Consider the following 19,376-nt stretch of genomic DNA (forward strand, 5'->3'; position numbering starts at 1 on the left):
TTTCCTGCCTGCCCACCCGGCCAGTGCCGCCATTCCGGCGGGTGCCGGTCAGCTCAGTCCGAAGGCAGCCGGTGACGCGGCCCGGGATCAGTTCCCCTCGTTGAGCTTGCGCATGGAAACCGATCGGTTTACAGTGAGGCCAGACGGAAACCGATCGGTTTCCACTACGGGTTCGGGAGTGCATGATGACGACAAATCGGCCGGTAGCCCTGGTGACGGGGGCGTCATCCGGCATCGGCAGGGAAACCGCGCCAGCGCTGGTCGCGGCGGGTTTCGAGGTGGTCGGCACAGGCCGCGACACCTCGCGTGTCACCCCGCTCGCTGGGGTGACGTTCTTCGACCTCGACGTGGTCAGTGACAAGTCGGTCACCACCGTGGTCCAGCAGGTGGTCGACCGGTTCGGGCGGATCGACGTCCTGGTCAACAACGCCGGCATCGGCTCGATAGGCGCGGCCGAGGAAACCTCCCTCGCGCAGGCCCAGGGCGTCTTCGACATCAACGTCTTCGGTGTCATGCGCATGGTGCAGGAGGTCCTGCCGCACATGCGCTCCCGGGGACGCGGGCGCATCATCAACCTCTCGTCGGTGCAGGGGTTCATCCCCGCTCCCTACATGGCCGTCTACGGCGCGTCCAAGCACGCGATCGAGGGCTACTCCCAGTCCCTGGACCACGAGGTGCGGCAGTACGGCGTCCGGTCGCTCCTCGTCGAACCCGCCTACACCAGGACCGGATTCGAGGCCAACAGCGCGAAGCCCGACACGCCCCTGCAGGTCTACGCGGACCAGCGGCACGTCTTCGACCGCCTGATGACGGAGGCGATCAGGAGCGGTGACGACCCCGCCGTGGTCGCCAAGGCGATCGTCACGGCCGCCACCGACAAGAAGCCGAAACTTCGCTACGCCGCCGGCCCCATGGCCGGACGCGCACGCATGCTCCGCTTCGTTCCTGCCTGGGTCCTGGACAAGCAGATCCGCACGATGAACAAGCTGGCCGGCTGACCCCCGCCACCCCACGCACTCCGTCGCGCCGTTGATACCGGGAGAGACCCATGTCCGAGACCCCGCACTCCGCCGCCGCAACCGTCGCGAGCTGGCGCGCCGCCTCAGAACGCGGTGACGTCGACGCCGCGGCCGCGTGCCTGAGCCGGGACGTCGTGCTCAGCTCGCCGCTCACCGAGCAGTTCCGCTTCGAGGGACCGGCCCAGCTGCGCGATTTCCTGACCTCGGCGTTCACGGCGGTCGAGGACATCCGCTTCCACACCCAGACCGGCGAGGGCGACGCGTACGCACTGTTCTACCGGGCGAGGGTGGGATCCCAGTCATTCGAGGAAGCGCAACTGCTGCGGCTCGACGACGAGGCACGCATCCAGCAGATCACGCTCTTCGGGCGTCCGATGCCGGCCCTCACCGCCCTGATGATCAGTGCGGGGTCGGAGCTCGCCCGCAGGCAGGGCCGCCGGGGCGTCGCGGCGCTCATGCGCGCCAGCGCCGCGCCCGTGCACGCCATGGTCACCTTCGGGGACCGCCGCTTGGTCCCGCTGACCCGGCCGACAGCCCCGCGGACCTGAGAGCACCAGGTCCACCGGCCGTTTGGCCCCGTTCCCCTTCCAGGAATTGGCGGTAGCCGCAGGCGATGCCTCGGCGGACAGCTTCGGGTCGCAGGAATGCGGGAGGTACTCGCCGTCCAGGTGGGCTCCGGCTCGCCATGACCGATATGAGTGACCCCGCCGACGTTTCGCTCGACGATGTACTGGCGGTGCTCAAGCCTTAGGACCCGCATCGCTACGGAGCAGGATGAGCCAGCTGACGAGTCGTCGGCTGGCGAAGGACGCCTCCGGCAAGCGCGGACTCCGTTGGAGGCTCAGCGGTCCCGTTGGTGCTCCAGCAGCGTTTCCGCTATCCGGCCTGGTCAGGAGGCATCTCCCGGAGTGTGGTCGGCTGATGGCGCGTCAGGGGAGGTCTTGGCTGACCGCCCCTCCAAGAAGTGGATCCAGAAGGCTCGCCAGGCGAGGACGATGGCTGTCCTACTCGGTCGGCATGGTGATCACCGAAGCGATCCACGAACACGTGCTGAAGGTCCCCGCCTCAGCCGTGGCCCCGGCCGTCGAGACCGACGGTGAGGTCCGTGACGGGGCCTGGGTCGCCGAGCTCACCGGCAAGCTCCTGGACGGCCGACGCAAGGGCACGCGACTGATCATCCGAAAGGAACGGACCTGCCCTGGCGCCCAGTTGAGGTTCACAGACGCGGACGGCATTCGGATCACCTACTTCGCGACCGACACCCCTGCCCGGCCGATCGCCGAGTTGGAGCTCCGTCACCGGTTGCGGGCCCGGGCCGAGGACCGGATTGACGGGCACTTGGCCGGCTCACACCTCCAGCACCAGCCGCTCTCCTTCCGGTGCACGCGAGACGCAGGGCAGCATGGCACCGGCCGCACGTTCGGTGGCGGTGAGCCGACGGTCACGGTGATCGACACGGCCCTGGGCCACCCGTACCCGGCAGGTGCCGCAGAACCCCTGACGGCAGGAGAACGACAGGTCCGGCAGGGCCTCGTGGAGAACGTCCAGGGCCGAGCGGTCGTACGGCACCGGCAGAACCCGTCCGGTGTCGCCCAGTTGGAGTTCGAAGGGACGGCCGTCCGTGATCGGGGGCGGGGCGAAACGCTCGAAGTGCAGGGCGGACGCGCGGCTGTCACCGAACGCGCGCCGAACGCCGTCGAGCATGGGCGCGGGCCCGCAGCAGTACACCGCACCCGCCGCCGGGATCGAGCTCAGCAGATCGGCTGCTTCGGGCACGCCGGACTCGTCATCAGGGCGGACGGATACCCGGCCAGGGGCTGCGGCCGCGAGTTCGGCCAGCTCTGCCGCGAAGGGCATCGAGCCGCGGCTGCGGCCGGTGTGCACGAGCCTCCAGTCCAGCCCGCGCCGGGCTGCTTCCCGAGCCATCGGCAGGATCGGGGTGATTCCGATGCCGCCCGCGACGAGCAGGACGGATGCCTCGGCGGCGAAGGGAAAGGCGTTCCGGGGCCGCCCGGTGACGGCGACCCGCACACCGTCTCCGAGGACGTCGTGCACCTCGGCCGAGCCGCCTCTGCCGTCGGCGACGCGGCGTACCGCGATGCGGTACCGGTACCGGTCGGCGGGGTCGCCGCACAGGGAGTACTGACGTCTGCGGCCCGAGGGCAGGTGCAGCTCGATGTGGGCGCCGGGCTGCCAGGGCGGGAGTACTCCCCCGTCAGACGCTGCCAACCGCAGGGAGACGACATCCTCGGCCTCTTGGTGCTTGGCGGCGACCACCAGTTCCCGGATCACGGGCATCCCGGTGGCCGGCAGGCGCCCAGGGGGCTTGCTGCGCCGCGCCAGGCGCGTGACCGCGTGGTCGCTGAAAGCCGCCAGGTTCTGCATGAAGGAGTCGCCGCGCGGCCTGCCGTACAGGTCCGGCGGCCGGGTGACGGGTGTGTCGATGTCCATGGGATGCCTCACAGCTTGCCGGGTCATCGGGCGGCCGCTCGGGCAGCAGGAGACACCGCCAGGTAGGCGACCGCCAGCTGGGTCGAGCCCTCCTGGGTCGGGTGGTAGCCGGGGCGGAAGTAGCGCAGCACCGAGCGGGCGAACGCGCCCGGCGGGGGCAACAGGTCCTTGCGGGCCGCGGCCAGGTAGTCGCGGAAGCGGACCTCGACCCGGTCGTCGAGTTCGGGGTCCGCGCTCATCAGGAAGCGGACTCCGCGGATCCACAGCCGGGTCAGCACCGGAGCGGTGACGAGCATGCCGACCACTCGGCGCCGGTACCGGGGATCGAGGTGCACCAGCAGGTCGAACGCGACCGAACGGTGTTCGACCTCCTCCGCGCCGTGCCAGCGGAACAGATCGAGCATCGCGGGGTCCACGCCGGTGTGGTCCAGGTCCCCGTTGCTGAGAATCCAGTGGCCCATGTACGCGGTGAAGTGCTCGAAGGCCGCTATGAGGGCGAGCCGTTGGAGGAGGTGCGCGTGTGCGGCGGCCGGCGTCAGCTCCGGCCTGTCTCCGAGCACCCTTCGGAAGATCCATTCGGACTGCAGGGTGTACGGAGTCGGGTCCAGCCCCTTGGCGAGCAGGTGCTCCAGGACCTCCTGGTGCGCCTCGGCGTGCATCGCTTCCTGGCCGATGAAGCCACGTACGTCCTCGCGCAGCCGGTCGTCGGTGATCAGTGGCAGTGCCTGCTCGAAGGTGCGCACGAACCAGCGTTCGAGCTCGGGGAGCATGAGGTGGAGCACGTCGAAGGTGTGGGTCGCGAAGGGCTCACCCGGCACCCAGTGCAGCGGGGTGGCGCTCCAGTCGAAGGTGACGTCCCGGGGTTGCAGCACCAGGTCGTGGTGGTCGAGGGGCTCGGACGGACGCTCCGGATGGGTATGTGCGGCTCGGAACATGGCAGGTTCCTCCTCCGTCGGTGATCGCGATCGGGGTGTGGGAAGAGACGGTCAGGCAGTCGTCCAGTACTGCCGGTCCGTCAGATCGGGTGCGCGGTGTGGTCCGGAGTGTGAGTGCGGCGGGAGCCCTCCTCGACGCGGTCGGCGAATTCCGCGATCCGGGACGCGATCTCCTCGGGATGGCTGAGCTGTACCCAGTGCCCGGCTTCGATCGGGCGCCGCTGTATCCGGCCCGTCCAGTGCTCCACTCCGTACGACAGCACCGGGGTCACGCAGAAGTCGCGCGTGGGGATGATGAGTTGGACCGGGACGGTGGTCCGCCGGTCCCGGGGGCGCAGCAGGCGGGGCAGCATGTTGGCGCGGTACAGCGCGGTGCCGGACACGGCGTCGCGGGCCAGCGTCGACGCGGGGTAGGAGGTGTGCCCGGGCACACCTTGGGAGCCGGTGAGGAAGGCGCGCCAGCGGTGTCCCAGCGCTCGCCAGGTCAGGGAGGGCAGGAGCGGGACATGGAAGTAGGCGATGTACCAGGACCGTGCGGCCTGCCGCAGCATCTTCGGCAGATCCGGGTGCCCCGGTCGGAGTCGCGCCCGGATCAGGTGGCCGACGTGGTCCAGACAGGGTCCGGAGATGGAGGTGAACGAGGCGATACGCCCGGCCAGGCGGGTGCCGGTGACGGACTCCCAGGAGTGGATCGATCCCCAGTCGTGTCCGACCAGGTGCACCGGGCGGTCGGGGCTCACTGCGTCGAGCACCGCCTCCAGGTCGGCTTCCAGACGGGACATCCGGTAGGCGCGCAGACCTCTGGGCCGGTAAGAGGCACCGGCTCCCCGCACGTCGAAGGCGGTGACGTGGAAGCGGTCGGCCAGTCGCTCGGCGACCGGGCGCCACACGTCGCTGGTGTCCGGATAGCCGTGGACCAGCACCACCGGAGGAGCCGTGGACGCTCCCCATTGGTAGGCGGCCAACTCCACGCCGTCCGCGCCGTCCACGGCGATTCGGCGGGCGGCCGGGCCGGTCACCGGCCACCACCGGAAGGGGTCAACTCGCCGTAGTTCAGGCCGCCGTGGAGGAAGCTGGGCAGCACCGGCCAGTGCCGCTTGAAGGGGGCCAGCTCGGAGGAGGGCAGGATCTGCAGCCAGCGCGGATCGCGCCGGCTGGGGTCGGCGAGGGTCTTCTCCTTGACCATGGAGTCGTACTGGTCGAGGGAGTCCTCCAGGGTGTTGGCGTTGGGCACCACCTCATGGCCGTAGAACGCGGCGTGGCGGCGTACCCCGGGGATGCGGGAGAGCTCGGGCTGCCAGTTGTCGGCCGAGATGCCGTTCTCGGAGGAGACCCACACCCCGTCGGGGGTGTTCAGCACCAGGGAGTGGTTGCCGTCCGTGTGGCCGGGGGTCCACAGCAGGCTGACGCCGACGCCGAGTTCGACATCGGCGTCGAAGGCGGTGACGCGCTCGGCCGGTACGCCGTCCATGCCTCCGTCGACGTACCAGGCCCACTGCATCGGATGCGTCGATTCGAAGGTGCCCAGCTCCCTGCGGTGCACCAGCAGCCGGGCGCGTGGGAACAGGGCTTCGCGGGGCGCCCGTTCGCCGGGAATGGTGCTGGTACTTCCCATGATCATGCGCACGTCCTGGACGTGCAGATGGTCGAAGCTGACGAAGTCCACGTCCTCGGGCCGCAGACCGCAGGAGGGCAGGACGGTGTTCGGGTCCTGGTAGAAGCGGGCGAACACGTGGTCGGTGAGAAAGTCCCCCGCCAGCCGCTTGAGCTGGGAGTAGAACGGCGCTTGAGCCGTTCCGGCGGCGACGGTCGGCTCCCACACCAGTGTTTTCGGCTCACCGTCGAAGCCGTCGAACTGCACGACGAGCATCCGGTTGACGATGCTCACCAACGGGTTGACGGCGAGCGCGGCGCCGTGGAAGCCGAACCGGGTCGGGTACGGGGCGGCGGCGATGTCGAAACTGCGGACGGCGTGGATGCGGCCCTGCCGGACGAACCGCTCACGGTAGGTGGCCGCGGCGCCGCGCACGGCGCGCAGCCGGTCGCCGCGGGGCCATACGTCGTGGACACCCTCGAATTCGGGGATGGGACGCGGAGCGGCGGCGTCCTGGAGCTTGTCCTGAGCCATGTCCTGGGCATTCTTCGCACTGGGCACCGGCTTGGGCGTGGTGGTCACGGGCTCATCCTTCGGGCAGGCGGACGGTCCGGGTGCGCTGCTCGTAGGCCGCGCGGACCGACCGGTCGGACAGGGCGGCGAGCTGATCGGGGACAAGGAGGTGATGCAGGGCGTCGCGGGCACGGCCCGGCAGCAGCGCGTCCAACCGGGTCAGGGCGGCTATCCGGCGTGGAACGAAGACCTCGAACCGCGGGCGCAGCACGATGTCGAGCACCGCGTCGGCCACCTGATCCGTCGTCAGGCGTCGGGTGGGGCCGGTCGCGGTGCCCACGGCCAGCTCGGTCTCCACGACGCCGGGCATCACCAGGGACACGTGCACGCCGGTGCCGCGCAGTTCGGCGCGGACGGCTGTGCTGTAGCCGTGGAGGGCGTGCTTCGTCGCCGCGTAGGTCGCCTCGCCGGCCGGGGCGACCTTGCTGGCGGCGGAGGCGATGTTCACCACGTGGCCGCGACCGCGTTTCCACATGCGCGGGATCACGAGTTTCATCCCGCGCAGTACGCCGTGGACGTTGACGTCGAACTGGCGCAGGGCGGCTTCCTCCGGTTCCTCCTCGAAGGGGCCCACCCACATGATTCCGGCGTTGTTGATCAGTACGTCGATCGGCCCCAGCTCGGTCTCGACGGTGCGCAGGAAGTCTTCGAAGGAGGGTGTGTCGGTGACGTCGAGAGACAGCCCGAGCAGTCGGCCACCGGGACGCGCGCAGATGGCGCCGGCCGTCTCCCTGGCGAGCTCCGCGTCGAGATCGCCGATCGCCACGGCGGCTCCGGCCGCGGCGAGCCGGGCTGCGACAGCACGCCCGATGCCGCGGCCCGCCCCGGTGACCGCGATCACCCGGCCGGTCAGCGGTTGTGTGCCGGAGAGCCTGTCGCGGTCTCTCCGGCTGAACGTGTACGGGGATTTGGGCGGTGCTGCCACGGTCGAGCCCCTTCCTTGCCCTGAGCACGAGCGGACCGCCGAGCGGCAGGCGGCCCCCACGCATTTCTGACACGAGACCATGTCAGATGAACTGACAAGCTAGAGTGTCAGTTCGGAGCACACCGGTGTCAACACCTCTGCGAAGGGGAAAAATGACCGGCACACAGACCGCCGGGCGTCGCTACGGCGGACGCGACGCGGCGCAACGACAGCAGGAGCGCCGCACCCGCCTCGTCCAGGCCGGCCTCGACCTGTTCGGCACGGCCGGATACGCCTCGGTCTCCGTCAAGCAGGTCTGCTCGCATGCCGGACTGACCGAGCGCTACTTCTACGAGTCGTTCCGCGACCGCGAAGACCTTCTCGCCGGGGTCTACAACGAGCTGATCGCCACGATCAGCGCCGAAACCGCGCAGGCCGCCGCCGCTGCCGCACCCGATGTCGACGCCCAACTGCGTGCCGGCCTCGAGGTGTTCATCCGCACACTGGCCGGCGACGCCCGCAAGGCCCGCCTGGTGCTCATCGAGGTCGTGGGCGCCAGCCCCCGCCTCGAAGTGCGCCGCCGTGAGGTCCTGCACGAATTCGCCGCCATGGTCGCCGCCGTCGTCGGACCGCCCCCTGGCCCGGAAGCCTCCTCCAGCCGGCTCACCATGACCGCGATGAGCCTGGTCGGCGGAGTCAACGAACTCCTCGTGGACTGGACACTCGGCCACCAGAACGCCACCGTCGAAGAACTGATCGACCTGTGCCACACCCTGTTCATCGCGGCCTACCGAGCAATCAGCGATCAGCCCTGATCACACGGGCCCGCATCCCTTAAGGAGCTTTCCGCACCGGACGGCGACCCAGGGCCGTTACCTTCCTCTCGCAGGGTTCAGCCCACAGTGACGGGGACCCGCTTGTCGGTCTCCGTCGGCATGTCGGCCTCCTTGATACCGAACCGGTCGTAGAAGCGGGCCAGCGGGGCCGGAGCCCACCAGGCCGCTCTGCCCAGCAGTCTCATGACGGCCGTTCCCAGCAGGATGCGCACCACCAGCACGTCCGTCAGGACCGCGAACACCATGCCGACGCCGAAGAGCTTGATGGTCAGCACCTCGCTCATCCCGATCGCCGCGAGCGGCACGCACATCAGCAACGCCGCGCTCACGACCAGGCGGCCGATGGACTGCAGCCCCGTCGCCACGGCTTCCGTGCTGTCGCCCTGCTTGTCGTACTGCTCCCGCATCCGGGACACGCACTCCTCGAATCGGGCTTGCGCGCGGAAACCGATCAGTTTACAGTGACGAAACTGATCGGTTTCTCGCTGTGAGGGCGAGTCCCGAACCCGAGTCCCCAGGAGTACGGATGACTGCCGCGCGCGACGCCGAGGGGCAACCGACGGTCCCCGCCCCGACTCCCAGGCTTCCGGCGAAGCTGGCCGCCCACCCCTCGGTACAGGCCGTACTCGCCCGGCGCGGGACCGGTGACACGGTGAGCCCGCCGACGGTGATCGACGCGGAATGGCTGCGCGAGCTGTGCCTGGCGGCCGGTGCGGACGACGCCGCCGCGGTCAGCCTGGACCACCCCGACCTGGTCGGCGAGCGCGAGCACGCTCAGTCCGCGCTGCCCGGCACCCGCACCCTGATCGCGATGGCGTTCCGGCTGAACCGCGACAACTGCCGCACCCCGGCCCGCAGCGTGGCCAACCAGGAGTTCCACCAGACCGACGAACAGGCCAACCACGCCGCCCGCAGCGTCACCCGGGCCCTCCAGGACGCCGGTCACCGCGCGCTCAATCCGTCGGTCGCCTTCCCCCAGGAGATGGACCGCTTCCCCGGGCGGATCTGGGTCGTGGCGCACAAGACGGTCGCGGTGGCCGCCGGGCTCGGTGTGATGGGCCTGCACCGCAACGTCATCCATCCAAAGTTCGGCAGCTTCGTTCTGCTGGCCACCGTCCTGGTGGACGCGGAGGTGAGCGAGTACGGGCAGGCGCTGGACTACAGCCCCTGCATCGACTGCAGGTTGTGCGTCGCCGCCTGTCCGGTCGGTGCCATCGCCAAGGACGGCTCGTTCGACGGGCTGGCCTGCACCACGCACAACTACCGCGAGTTCATGAGCGGGTTCACCGACTGGGCGCAGACCGTGGCGGACAGCGAGGACGCCGCCGACTACCGCTCCCGGGTCACCGGCTCCGAGAGCGCCTCCATGTGGCAGAGCCTGTCCTCACCCCCCGGCTACAGGTCCGGCTACTGCCTCGCCGTCTGCCCCGCCGGCGAGGACGTCCTGGGCCCCTATCTGGACGACCGCAAGAACTTCATGGACACCGTCCTGCGCCCCCTCCAGGACAAGAAGGAAACCCTCTACGTCCTGCCGGGCTCACACGCCCAGGAGTACGCCCGGCGCCGCTTCCCCCACAAGCCCGTCAGGGAAGTCACCGGCGGCTGGCAGCCTCCGGCGAAACGCCCCGCGTCCACCGACCGAGAGACACGTACGTCATGAGTGGCACTCACCCCTTCCGTGTCCTGCGCGCCAAGCCTCTGTGGATCGCGAACGGCGTCATCACAGGCGTACTCGCGCTGCTGTTCGCCGTGTTCTACGTCGGCGCGAACATCGATCCCGTAGATCACATGAAGAGCCTGCCCGTCGGCCTGGTCAACGCCGACAAGGGAGCCGCTGTAGGCGGCGAGCAGGTCAACCTCGGGGCGCAGATCACCGGGTCGATCAAGAAGTCGACCGCGAGCGGGGACAGGATCGACTGGAAGGTGCTGGACGAGAAGGAGATGAAGGACGAGCTCGGCAAGGGCAAGCTGTTCGGCGCGCTCGTCGTGCCCGCCGACTTCACCTCCTCCACCACCGCACTGACCGGCGCCGCGCCCACCGGGACCCCGACCCGCCCGACACTGACGGTGCTGACCAACCAGTCCGCCGGCAGCCTGGGCTCCGGCCTGGCCCGAACGGCGACGACCCAGGCGGCCGAGAACGCCTCGCTCCAGGTGGGCAGGGAACTGGCCTCCCAGATCGGACCCGCGCAGGCGAAGCTGCCCGCCGCGGCACGCGTCCTGCTCGCCGACCCGGCCGCCGTCACGGTCGAGGACGGCCACCCCCTCGACTCACACAGCGGCCTGGGCATGACGGCGTTCTACTACGCACTCACCCTCGTGGTCGTCGGCATGCTCTCCGCCAACATCATCAGCGGCCAGGTCGACCACGCCCTCGGCTACACCCACAACGACATGGGCCCGCTGCGCCTGCACCGCCCGCTGATCCGGGCGACCCGGGTCCAGACGCTCACCATCAGCAGCACCCTCATGGCCGCCCTGTCCCTGCTGATGGGCACCCTGGTCATGGCCGGCGCGATCGGCCTCATGGGCATGGACGCCTCCCACCTGCCGCTGCTGTGGCTGTACTCGGTGTGCGCCATCGCCGTCTCCGGGGTCGGTGCGCTCGCCCTCCTCGCGGTCTTCGGCACGCCCGGCATGCTGGTGGTCACGCTGGTCTTCATCGGGATGGCGGTGCCCACGTCCGGCGCCACCACCCCGATCGAGGCGCTGCCCGGCTTCTACCGCTTCCTCGCGGAGTTCGAGCCCCTGCGGCAGATCACCGGCGGCATCCGCTCGATCCTCTACTACGACGCCCAGGGCGACGCGGGTCTGACACGGGGCTGGGTCATGATGGCGGTCGGCCTCGTCGCGGCCGGCCTGTTCGGCTTCGGCGTACTGGGGTGGTACGACCGCAAGGGACTGCACCGCATCCCGGCGGAGACGAAGCCCGAGAAGACCGCCGTCCCGGCGTAACGGCAGGTCACCCAGGACGGGCCACTACTCGGAGTGGCCCCGGTGTGTGTCGCCCTGCCGGGGACGACAGACGCGCACACCATCATGGCTCGGTGACGTCTTACCCCAGGCCGTCGCCGAGCCCATGCCCATGCCTCTACCCGGAACCCCCCTAGAAACCGATCGGTTTTCATTTCGTCCGCTTCAGGTTAACCTCGCGATATGACCACCGAAATGAAACCAAGCCCCAGGGAGCGACTACTGGAGGCTGCGGCCACGCTCACCTACCGGGACGGTGTCGGCATCGGCGTCGAGGCACTGTGCAAGGCGGCAGGGGTGTCCAAGCGCTCCATGTACCAACTGTTCGAGAGCAAGGACGAACTGCTTGCGGCGAGCCTGAAGGAGCGTGCAGCCGCCTTCGTGGCGAGCCTCCTGCCCCCGGCGGACGACGGCCGGTCACCCCGCGAGCGGATCCTGCACGTCTTCGCGCAGGTGGAATCGCAGGCAGGGACGCCCGACTTCCGAGGCTGCCGGTACCTGGCCGTGCAGATCGAGCTCAAGGATCAGACCCACCCCGCCAGCCGGGTGGCCCATCAGATCAAAGCGAATCTGACGGCCTTCTTCCGTGCCGAGGCCGAACAGGGCGGCGCGAGCGATCCCGACCTGCTGGCCCGGCAGCTCATCCTGGTCTTCGACGGCGCAAGCGCCCGCGCGGGAATTCAGGCCGACAAACTGACCGGGCTCGTCGCTCCCACGGTGACCACCCTGCTCGGCGCGGCAGGGGTGCGCTGACGCACCACTCGCCCAGAACACTCCCTCACCGCCCGATGGCCGAGGGAAGCCCGATGGCCGCAAGCGTGTTGCCGAGCATGCCGCAGGCGAAGAAGCTTGCGGTCTTGTCGGCATCAGCACCCGGCGGCTGGTGCACGGTTTCCCGGATCCTCATCCAGCCGGCCCGGACGACCTCCCCGATCACGTCACGCCCTACGCCTCGGCGGCCGCCACGGTGACGTACCCCTGCATCTGCATCAGGAGCGTTTCGGGGCGCGTCGAGATCAGCTGCGCGTAAGCGTTCGTGATGGCCTGAAGAACCCGCTCGCCGCCCTCCACACCGTCGGCCGCCCTCTCGGGCGTCTTCCGTACTCCGCATCAAAACGGCGACGAAGATCGTCTTCTTGTCCGCAAAGAGCCGGAAGAGATACGGCTGCGTGACGCCGACCCGCTTGGCGATTGCCGCGGTGATGGTGCCGTGGTAGCCGGCGATCGCGAACTCAGTGATCGCCGCGCGGATGACGCTCTCACGCCTCTCCAGCGCACCGGTCCTGCTCATGACGTCATTCTCCCTGCTTGAACTTGCATGCAGAAACCGATCGGTTTACTGTAGCGGAAACTGATCGGTTTCGAGTGAGTGTGGGAGTCCATGATGGCGACAGATCGGCCGGTGGCCCTCGTGACGGGTGCGTCATCCGGCATCGGGAAGGAAACCGCGCTCGCCCTGGTCGACGCCGGATTCAACGTGGTCGGCACAAGCCGCGACACCTCCCGCGTCACCCCGCTCGGCGGTGTGACGTTCCTCGACCTCGACGTGGTCAGCGACACCTCGGTCACCGCAGCGGTCCAGGAGGTGAGCGAGCGGTTCGGGCGGATCGACGTCCTGGTCAACAACGCCGGCGTCGGCTCGATGGGCGCTGCCGAGGAAACCCCTCTCGCGCAGACCCAGGCCATGTTCGACACCAACGTCTTCGGGGTCATGCGCATGGTGAACGAGGTCCTGCCGCACATGCGTGCTCAACGACGCGGGCGCGTCATCAACATCTCGTCCGTGCTCGGGTTCCTGCCCCAGCCCTACATGGCCGCCTACGCCGCCTCCAAGCACGCGGTCGAGGGCTACACCGAATCCCTGGACCACGAGGTCCGTGACCACGGCGTCCGGGCGCTCATCGTCGAACCCGCCTACACCAGGACCGGATTCGAGGCCAACAGCGCGAAGCCCGACACCCCCCTTCATGCGTACGCGAAGCAGCGACAGACCGTCGACCGCGTGATGACGGAGGCGATCAGGGGTGGCGCCGCCCCGGCCGTCGTCGCCAAGGCGGTCGTCGCGGCAGCGACCGACACCAGGCCGAAGCCGCGCTACACCGCCGGCCCTCTGGCCGGACGCGCACGCGTACTGCGCCGCCTCGCTCCCGCCGGGGTCTTCGACAAGCAGATCCGCAAGATGAACCAGCTGGCCGGCTGACGCGCAGGCGCTGCCTGGGCTTTCCGAACAGTTGCCCCACCCCCACCAGACAGAGGACGCCTTGATGCCAGAGCGCAATCCCATCCTGATCACCGGTGCCGCCGGCGAGATCGGTGGTGTGAGCCGGACGATGGTCGACATGCTGCTTGAACAAGGGCACCCGGTACGGGCATTCGTGCGCCAGGACGACGAACGCGCCCACTCGCTCCGCCAGGCAGGGGCCGAGGTCTTCGTCGGTGACCTGCTCACCATCGCCGACGTGACCGCCGCGCTGAAGGGCGTCCGGCGCATCTACTTCAGCATGAGCCTGTCGCCGTACTACACCGACGCCGTCAGCCTGATGGCCGCGGCGGCGCGGGCCCAGGGCGACATCGAGGTGTTCGTCAACATCTCCGAGTACGAGCAGTCGTTCATGACGTTCGACAAGATGACCGCGCCGGAGGAGGAACGGCGCGCGTGGCTCGGCGGACTCATCGCCAACTGGTCGCCGCAGCAGCGTGCCCACTGGGTCGCCGAGCAGGTGCTGGACTGGTCCGGCCTCCCGACCGTCAACATCCGGGGAGCCATGTTCGTCGAGAACCCGCTGATGACCTGGCTGGCACTGGAGCCGCTGAGCAAGGGTGAACTGCGCCTGCCCTTCGGCGACCACCGACTCGCGCCCATCGCGGGGTACGACGTGGCGGAGCTGTGCGCGAAGATCCTGACCGACCCGGTGCCGCACATCTCGAAGTCCTACGACCTCAACGGCCCCGAACTGAAGGACATGCACGGGTTCGCCGAGGACTACGCGGCCGTACTGGGACGCCCGGTCACCTACGTCCCCGAGGACGTGGAAACGTGGAACGAGACCTACGTCGACACCGCCCTGGCCGCGTTCCCGCACACGGCGGAGCACCTGAAGACCCTGACCCGACTGATGGGCGGCGGGGGCTACCGCGGCGCCACCGACCAACTTGAAGCTCTCCTCGGACGCGCGCCGAAGACCGTGCGCTGGGCGTTGGAGAATCATCCGCGCATCCGGAAGCTGGCGGCTGCCTGAGCCGCTGACCGGTCCGGGCCAGAACGAGAACACCACACCGGAGTCCTCGAGCTGCACACGAGTGGAAGCCGCCTCGAAGCGCGCTCGGCGAACAGCGCCGAGGCGGCCTCCCGCAGTCGCACCCGTCACGGGCGCACTCGCCCATCCGGCCAGTTGCTGTGACCGCATGGACACCGAAGGGTTCTGACGCGTCAAGTCCTCGTCGGTGAGTCCGTGGTTTCCCCAGCGTTTCCAGAGCGTGCGATGCCAGTCGTCGGCGTCGGGTCCCGGGCGTGTCACGGCTGGCAGTGGTCCTGAGCTGGTCTCGATCAGGTGCAGCAACGACCAGGCGACGCCATACGAGAGCGGCGACGGATATCAACAACGCCCAGATGGCCGACATGAGAACTCCCCAGTCCCTGGCAGTGGATCGACACGATCGGTCCTCGGCCAAGCCGGAGTCAGTGAGTTGCTTTCATCCTGCTTGCAGGTCACGGGGTGAAACCGCTCAGGGGCGTCATCCAATTCCTTTACGATCTCGCGGTGAGGATCTGGACGGAGCGCCCTGCCAAGACCGACGTCGAAGCGGTCGTTTGCCGCTACTTCAGCCTGCTCCGAGCTGGGAAGGTCCCTGAGGCCGAACAGCTCGTCGATCACTCATCAGTCCTGCATGTACTCAAGTCGCTGTGGACCGGCTCGGTCGGAGCGAGCGCCGATGCGGAGGAGGCGAGTTGCAGCCCTGCTGCCGATGCGTGGGAGCGGGACCTGTCCTGGCTCTGCGAGCTCGATCTCGGGGACTTCAACTGGGGCCACACTGGCAGCCATTTCTACGCCGAGGTCACCTACCGCGCGCAGGTAATCGAGGTGTCGTTGGGCTTTTGGATCAAGCCAACCGACGCTGGCTGGGTCGTCGCGGGACCGTCCACACTCTGGTAGGACACACGGAAGACGAGCACGATCCGGGCGTCGGCAGAATTGCCCGCTGACGGACGATCACCTGCTGACGATCAAGGCTCCGACCAGCCCGAACGCACCGGGCCCCGAGTGGTCCTGAAGCTTCTCGGTGGCTTCTTGCATCGTGTCACCGTAGTCGACGAGGAAACCCGGCGAACATTCGTGCCGAGGTCACCAGTCTGCTGGCGCCCAGGGACGCCCGCCGCTGACGCGACGCCGGGCGTCCTGGTGGTGCCCACGACGTTCCGTGCGACGTCCTGCTGCTCTCAAGCATCCAGCAGCCATGAGGCCCGTTGTTCGTCGACACCTCCACGCCATCCTGCGAGTGGCACCGTGATGTCCGAGCGTGGTGCGCCGCGTAGCCTGCGGGACGCGGTGTGCCTCTCGGCGGTGGGGATGAACCGGTCCCACATCGGCGGCAGGGCCGGGCTGGGAAGCACCCCGATCTCGGCAAGTCCGATGAGGATGCCGTACCGCTGATACTTGTCAGTACCGGGCACGATCTTCGCCCGCGCGACCTCCTTCTCCAACTCGCTCGGTCTCATCCCCGCCGGCGCTGAGCGGATGAGACCGAGCAACGCGCGCATCCGCTCGCGGTCGTCCTCTTCCGGTCGAGGCAGCCCTTCTGCCGCGGCGGCTTCCAGGTCCGGCAGATACTGCTCCGGCATCTCGTTCCACGCCCAGCCGAGTGCGAGACGCAGCAGCACTTCTGTGACGTCGACCTCGGACACCGGCTTCAAACCGCAATCAGGGACACCGTCTTCGTCTCGCGGTGCCGTGCTGAGGTAGCGCGCCCATCCGTAGGAGATCACCGTCTGCCGCCCGCGCGGGGCGGACCCCAACCCGGCGACGAACGCCGGAAGCACCGTATCCCTGTTCAGCACCGCGGCCGCTGAGACCGCACGCTCGACGATCTCAGGCGCAGCCCACTGTTCGCGCTCATGCACCGGCCACCCCGCGCCGTGAGCTCCCGCAACGTCTGCGGGATCGCCAGACGGCTCAGCTCCTTTGACCGTTCCGGCCCGAGTGAAGCGATACCCGTAGCAGCGCATCAACGGCCCCAGGGCCATTTCCCCAGGGACTCGTCGTGACGTGGCACTCATAAAGATCAAGTCTACTGCTCGGACCATCTCTGCAGGCGGCATGATGCAGCTGCCCGCCGGCCCCGAGGACGCTGTCGCGGGCGGAGCACGGTCTCCGTGCGGTGGGCACGATAGTGATCTCGGCCAAGGGGGATGTGTCGCTCCAGTCGGCGGGACCGCGCAGGCGCCGCCGCCGCGGTGTCGTGTCGAGGTGGGGGAAACACAGCCATGGGGAACTTCGGAGGAATGTGTCCCCTCTGCTCAACGGTCCGCACGGCTATGGGCTCGTCGCGAAGACGCTCCACTGGGTGGTGTTCGTGGCCATCGCCGTGCAGTTCGCCATGGGATACCTGCTCAACGTGGACGACAGTGGCCAGGGGCGGGGCCGCGGACGTGGTGCGGGCTCGGGCTCGGGCTCGGGCTGAGGACGGGGCCGTGGCAGGGCCGGTGAGGGCGCGCACGAGCCCTTCGGTGACGACGCGCTCCTCACCGTGCACGTGGTGCCGGGCGCCACCGTGCTCCTGCTCGGTGTCGCCCGTATCGTCCGGCGGGCGGCCACGCCGCTGCCCCCGTGGGCCCCGCCCCTCACCGCTGTGGAGCGACGCCTCGCTCACGGCGCCGAGACCACCTTGTACGCGGCCACATTCGCCGTCCCGGTTCACCGGCGTGGCCCTGGTGCTCCTGGGCGCCGACCTGCTCGTCCTCCACATCACGCCCCAAACCGTCTTCTACGCGGCCCTCACGGCGCACGTCGTCCTGGTGCTCGAACACCGACTGAGCGGCCGAGAGCACCTGTTGAGCCGCGTGCTGTGAAGGGGCCCGCCGACGGTCGCGGAGCGGTCAGCCGGCCGGACCGTGATCATGGTCAGTGCTTTCCCTCGTCGACGAGCCGCCGGACACCGGCCTTGTCCAGCTTTCCGGAGGCGTTCCTCGGGACGGTCGGCACGATCGTCAGGCGTTCGGGCAGCTTGTAGCGGGCCAGCTTCCCCTCCACGTACGCGTGGACGGCCTCCAGGGTGATGTCCGTCGTGCCGTCCACGCTCATGACGGCCTGTACAGTCTCGCCCCACTGCTCGTCGGGGATGCCGACGACCGCGACGTCGACCACGCCCGGCATGGGGGCAAGCGCTCGCTCGACCTCCGCCGGATAGACGTTCTCGCCGCCGCTGATGATCATGTCCTTGAGCCGGTCGACGATGTACAGGCAGCCGTCCTCGTCGAGGTGACCGATGTCGCCCGAGTGGAACCAGCCCTCCTCGTCGAAGGCCGCCCGGTTGGCCTCCGGATCGTTCCAGTAGCCGGCTGTGACGTTGGGGCCTCGGACGACGATCTCCCCCGGCTCCCCCGGCTGCAGGGGCACGTTGGTGACCGTGCCGACGACCCTGACCTCGGTGAACGGCATGGGAATGCCGGCGGAGCCGAGCTTGGCCAGGGTGTGTTCGACGGGCAGATGAGTGGCGAACGGGGCGGTCTCCGTCAGGCCCCAGGCCTGCTGGAGCAGGACGCCGTGCCCGGCGTACAGCTCGATGAGAGCGGGCGGCACCGGGGCGCCCGCGACCACGATCGACCGCAGGTGGCTCAGGTCCTGGTCGAACAGGCCGGGTTGTCTCGCCAGGGCGGCGAACATCTGGGGGACGGCGAACATGGAGTTGACCCGGTGGGTGACCAGATCGTCGAGACACGTCCGCGGGTCGAACCCGCGCCTGACGACCACCGTGCCCCCGCGCACCAGGGTGCGGATCACGAAGCTGTTCAGGGTGCCGATGTGGAACAGCGGAGCGGCGGCGTAGGTGACATCGCCGCGGCGGGTGTCGAGTCGGAGCTCGACGTTCACCGCGTTCCAGAAGACGTTGCCATGGGTGAGGACGACGCCCTTGGGCGTGCCGGTCGTGCCGGAGGTGAACATCAGGACGGCCGGGTCGTCGGCGGACTTGGCGGCGACGCAGGAGCTGGGTACGGCCGCGGCCAGCAGGGGCGCCCAGGGCTCCCAGCCCGCCGCGCCACCGGTCGGCACCTCGGAGTCGTCGTCCACCAGGAGGAAACGCGCGAGAGCCGTCCTGTCGCGTACCTCGTCGACGCTCTTCCGGTGCCCCTCCTCGCAGACCAGGACGGTGGCACCGCTGCGGACGAGAACGGCCTCCAACTCGGCCTCTGCCAGGCGGAAGTTGACCGGGACGAAAACGGCACCCAGCCGGTGGGCGGCCAGCAGGGTGACGAGGAACGAGCTGCTGTTGAGGCCGAGGTGGGCGACCCGGTCCCCGTCCCCGATGCCGCCGTCGGCCAGGACGGTGGCCAGACGGGCGGCCCTGTCGTCGAGTTCGGCGTAGGTGAGGTCGCCGCCCGCGTAGCGGACGGCGACGGAGTCGCCCTGGTAACGGGCGTTGCGCGCGACGGCGGCGGCCGGGTTGAGGTCGACCCGCAGGCCCGAGTTACGTGGGTGCGGTCTCGTCGCTTCAGGTGTGGTCACGAGCGGCTCCTCATCGAGCAACAGGTTTCGAGCGGCAGAGTTCGAGTGTCAAAGATCGAGCGTCGAAGTGGTCACCTCCGGCGGCACCGGCGAGCCTTCGTTCGCCGACGCCTCCGTCGCCGTCGATCGCGTGCCCTGTGATCGGACCGCTCTGGAAACGGGAGGCGAGCAGTACGCAGGAACCGGTGACACCGCGCAGGCCGGTGTTCATGCCGCCGCAGGCTACGCCGTTGTGGGCCGTGCGGGCACTACACGGCCGATGCGGAGAATTGCTGCGACCGACGCGCCGCGCGGGACGCGGCCCGTAGCGGGCCCGGCGCCGGACTCGGGCGCGACGGCGGCCTGGCCGACTTCCTGCTGGTGCCGACCG

At 69.1% G+C, this 19,376-nt stretch carries 20 protein-coding genes and 1 pseudogene; 12 read left to right on the forward strand and 9 right to left on the reverse strand.

What is annotated here, in order from left to right:
• The first annotated feature begins 185 nt into the window (after positions 1–185).
• The 3 genes and pseudogenes from AWZ10_RS46425 to AWZ10_RS49810 all read left to right on the forward strand — a co-directional run.
• Positions 186–998, forward strand: coding sequence for an oxidoreductase (locus AWZ10_RS46425; RefSeq protein ID WP_208618677.1), 813 nt, complete (start codon positions 186–188; stop codon positions 996–998).
• 50 nt (positions 999–1,048) lie between these two features.
• Positions 1,049–1,567: a nuclear transport factor 2 family protein gene (locus AWZ10_RS46430; protein WP_060894268.1), complete on the forward strand. Its 519-nt coding sequence runs from the start codon at positions 1,049–1,051 to the stop codon at positions 1,565–1,567.
• Between the two features lie 430 nt (positions 1,568–1,997).
• Positions 1,998–2,348: pseudogene (locus tag AWZ10_RS49810) on the forward strand (IS1380 family transposase); the annotation flags it as partial.
• An 18-nt stretch (positions 2,349–2,366) separates the two neighbouring features.
• On the opposite strand, the gene AWZ10_RS46435 reads toward AWZ10_RS49810, so the two are convergent.
• From AWZ10_RS46435 to AWZ10_RS46455, 5 genes are all read right to left on the reverse strand, one after another.
• The gene (locus tag AWZ10_RS46435) at positions 2,367–3,470 is read right to left on the reverse strand and encodes a PDR/VanB family oxidoreductase (RefSeq protein ID WP_060894269.1); all 1,104 of its coding nucleotides are present in this window, start codon (positions 3,468–3,470) and stop codon (positions 2,367–2,369) included.
• A 23-nt stretch (positions 3,471–3,493) separates the two neighbouring features.
• Positions 3,494–4,405, reverse strand: coding sequence for a metal-dependent hydrolase (locus AWZ10_RS46440; RefSeq protein WP_060894270.1), 912 nt, complete (start codon positions 4,403–4,405; stop codon positions 3,494–3,496).
• Between the two features lie 80 nt (positions 4,406–4,485).
• Positions 4,486–5,424, reverse strand: coding sequence for an alpha/beta fold hydrolase (locus AWZ10_RS46445; RefSeq protein ID WP_060894271.1), 939 nt, complete (start codon positions 5,422–5,424; stop codon positions 4,486–4,488).
• Positions 5,421–6,581 (reverse strand): MBL fold metallo-hydrolase, encoded by a 1,161-nt coding sequence (locus tag AWZ10_RS46450; RefSeq protein WP_079104737.1) that lies wholly within the window; start codon positions 6,579–6,581, stop codon positions 5,421–5,423. Before AWZ10_RS46450 ends, AWZ10_RS46445 begins: the two co-directional genes overlap by 4 nt.
• A 4-nt stretch (positions 6,582–6,585) precedes the next feature.
• Positions 6,586–7,497 (reverse strand): SDR family oxidoreductase, encoded by a 912-nt coding sequence (locus AWZ10_RS46455; protein WP_079104738.1) that lies wholly within the window; start codon positions 7,495–7,497, stop codon positions 6,586–6,588.
• A gap of 152 nt (positions 7,498–7,649) precedes the next feature.
• Between AWZ10_RS46455 and AWZ10_RS46460 the strand changes: the two genes are divergently transcribed.
• Positions 7,650–8,291, forward strand: a complete 642-nt coding sequence (locus AWZ10_RS46460) for a TetR/AcrR family transcriptional regulator (protein ID WP_046703587.1) — start codon at positions 7,650–7,652, stop codon at positions 8,289–8,291.
• A gap of 77 nt (positions 8,292–8,368) precedes the next feature.
• Here AWZ10_RS46460 and AWZ10_RS46465 read toward each other — a convergent pair whose 3' ends face one another.
• Complete coding sequence (locus tag AWZ10_RS46465) at positions 8,369–8,719, reverse strand: MMPL family transporter (RefSeq protein WP_046703588.1); 351 nt, start codon at positions 8,717–8,719, stop codon at positions 8,369–8,371.
• Between the two features lie 119 nt (positions 8,720–8,838).
• Between AWZ10_RS46465 and AWZ10_RS46470 the strand changes: the two genes are divergently transcribed.
• The 3 genes from AWZ10_RS46470 (at position 8,839) to AWZ10_RS46480 (ending at position 12,038) form a co-directional block, all read left to right on the forward strand.
• The gene (locus AWZ10_RS46470) at positions 8,839–9,972 is read left to right on the forward strand and encodes a 4Fe-4S binding protein (protein WP_060894272.1); all 1,134 of its coding nucleotides are present in this window, start codon (positions 8,839–8,841) and stop codon (positions 9,970–9,972) included.
• Positions 9,969–11,267 (forward strand): SNG1 family protein, encoded by a 1,299-nt coding sequence (locus AWZ10_RS46475; protein WP_060894273.1) that lies wholly within the window; start codon positions 9,969–9,971, stop codon positions 11,265–11,267. The genes AWZ10_RS46470 and AWZ10_RS46475 overlap by 4 nt, the downstream gene beginning before the upstream one ends.
• Positions 11,268–11,468: 201 nt before the next feature.
• Positions 11,469–12,038 (forward strand): TetR/AcrR family transcriptional regulator, encoded by a 570-nt coding sequence (locus tag AWZ10_RS46480; protein WP_060894274.1) that lies wholly within the window; start codon positions 11,469–11,471, stop codon positions 12,036–12,038.
• 25 nt (positions 12,039–12,063) lie between these two features.
• Here AWZ10_RS46480 and AWZ10_RS46485 read toward each other — a convergent pair whose 3' ends face one another.
• Complete coding sequence (locus AWZ10_RS46485; protein ID WP_409000619.1) at positions 12,064–12,576, reverse strand: TetR/AcrR family transcriptional regulator; 513 nt, start codon at positions 12,574–12,576, stop codon at positions 12,064–12,066.
• 93 nt (positions 12,577–12,669) lie between these two features.
• Here AWZ10_RS46485 and AWZ10_RS46490 point away from each other — a divergent pair, with 93 nt between their 5' ends.
• The 3 genes from AWZ10_RS46490 to AWZ10_RS46500 all read left to right on the forward strand — a co-directional run bounded on the left by AWZ10_RS46490 (position 12,670) and on the right by AWZ10_RS46500 (position 15,439).
• On the forward strand, positions 12,670–13,485 hold the full coding sequence (locus AWZ10_RS46490; protein WP_167366061.1) for an oxidoreductase: 816 nt from the start codon (positions 12,670–12,672) through the stop codon (positions 13,483–13,485).
• Positions 13,486–13,549: 64 nt separating this feature from the next.
• On the forward strand, positions 13,550–14,524 hold the full coding sequence (locus AWZ10_RS46495) for an NmrA family NAD(P)-binding protein (RefSeq protein ID WP_063809868.1): 975 nt from the start codon (positions 13,550–13,552) through the stop codon (positions 14,522–14,524).
• Between the two features lie 522 nt (positions 14,525–15,046).
• Positions 15,047–15,439, forward strand: coding sequence for a hypothetical protein (locus AWZ10_RS46500; protein ID WP_046703594.1), 393 nt, complete (start codon positions 15,047–15,049; stop codon positions 15,437–15,439).
• A gap of 284 nt (positions 15,440–15,723) precedes the next feature.
• On the opposite strand, the gene AWZ10_RS46505 is transcribed toward AWZ10_RS46500, so the two are convergent.
• A complete protein-coding gene (locus tag AWZ10_RS46505) occupies positions 15,724–16,527 on the reverse strand; it encodes a hypothetical protein (protein ID WP_199845783.1) in 804 nt (267 codons plus the stop codon).
• A gap of 260 nt (positions 16,528–16,787) precedes the next feature.
• On the opposite strand from AWZ10_RS46505, the gene AWZ10_RS52145 reads away from it, so the two are divergent.
• Together AWZ10_RS52145 and AWZ10_RS52150 are read left to right on the forward strand one after the other, a co-directional pair.
• Positions 16,788–16,964, forward strand: coding sequence for a hypothetical protein (locus tag AWZ10_RS52145; RefSeq protein ID WP_159058627.1), 177 nt, complete (start codon positions 16,788–16,790; stop codon positions 16,962–16,964).
• Between the two features lie 241 nt (positions 16,965–17,205).
• Complete coding sequence (locus tag AWZ10_RS52150) at positions 17,206–17,352, forward strand: hypothetical protein (protein WP_159014987.1); 147 nt, start codon at positions 17,206–17,208, stop codon at positions 17,350–17,352.
• A gap of 52 nt (positions 17,353–17,404) precedes the next feature.
• Here the strand turns inward: AWZ10_RS52150 and AWZ10_RS46510 are convergent, their stop codons facing one another.
• The gene (locus AWZ10_RS46510) at positions 17,405–19,006 is read right to left on the reverse strand and encodes an acyl-CoA synthetase (RefSeq protein ID WP_079104739.1); all 1,602 of its coding nucleotides are present in this window, start codon (positions 19,004–19,006) and stop codon (positions 17,405–17,407) included.
• Between the last annotated feature and the right edge of the window lie 370 nt (positions 19,007–19,376).

It is taken from the genome of Streptomyces europaeiscabiei (assembly GCF_001550375.1).
GTDB classification, from domain to species: domain Bacteria; phylum Actinomycetota; class Actinomycetes; order Streptomycetales; family Streptomycetaceae; genus Streptomyces; species Streptomyces europaeiscabiei.

Coding starts and splice junctions, on each gene's coding strand:
- AWZ10_RS46435 (WP_060894269.1), bottom strand. CDS start 3,470: ATGGACATCGACACACCCGTCACCCGGCCGCCGGACCTGTACGGCAGG.
- AWZ10_RS46460 (WP_046703587.1), top strand. CDS start 7,650: ATGACCGGCACACAGACCGCCGGGCGTCGCTACGGCGGACGCGACGCG.
- AWZ10_RS46505 (WP_199845783.1), bottom strand. CDS start 16,527: ATGGCCCTGGGGCCGTTGATGCGCTGCTACGGGTATCGCTTCACTCGG.
- AWZ10_RS46495 (WP_063809868.1), top strand. CDS start 13,550: ATGCCAGAGCGCAATCCCATCCTGATCACCGGTGCCGCCGGCGAGATC.
- AWZ10_RS46470 (WP_060894272.1), top strand. CDS start 8,839: ATGACTGCCGCGCGCGACGCCGAGGGGCAACCGACGGTCCCCGCCCCG.
- AWZ10_RS46425 (WP_208618677.1), top strand. CDS start 186: ATGACGACAAATCGGCCGGTAGCCCTGGTGACGGGGGCGTCATCCGGC.
- AWZ10_RS46465 (WP_046703588.1), bottom strand. CDS start 8,719: ATGCGGGAGCAGTACGACAAGCAGGGCGACAGCACGGAAGCCGTGGCG.
- AWZ10_RS46490 (WP_167366061.1), top strand. CDS start 12,670: ATGGCGACAGATCGGCCGGTGGCCCTCGTGACGGGTGCGTCATCCGGC.
- AWZ10_RS46485 (WP_409000619.1), bottom strand. CDS start 12,576: ATGAGCAGGACCGGTGCGCTGGAGAGGCGTGAGAGCGTCATCCGCGCG.
- AWZ10_RS46475 (WP_060894273.1), top strand. CDS start 9,969: ATGAGTGGCACTCACCCCTTCCGTGTCCTGCGCGCCAAGCCTCTGTGG.
- AWZ10_RS46480 (WP_060894274.1), top strand. CDS start 11,469: ATGACCACCGAAATGAAACCAAGCCCCAGGGAGCGACTACTGGAGGCT.
- AWZ10_RS46430 (WP_060894268.1), top strand. CDS start 1,049: ATGTCCGAGACCCCGCACTCCGCCGCCGCAACCGTCGCGAGCTGGCGC.
- AWZ10_RS46440 (WP_060894270.1), bottom strand. CDS start 4,405: ATGTTCCGAGCCGCACATACCCATCCGGAGCGTCCGTCCGAGCCCCTC.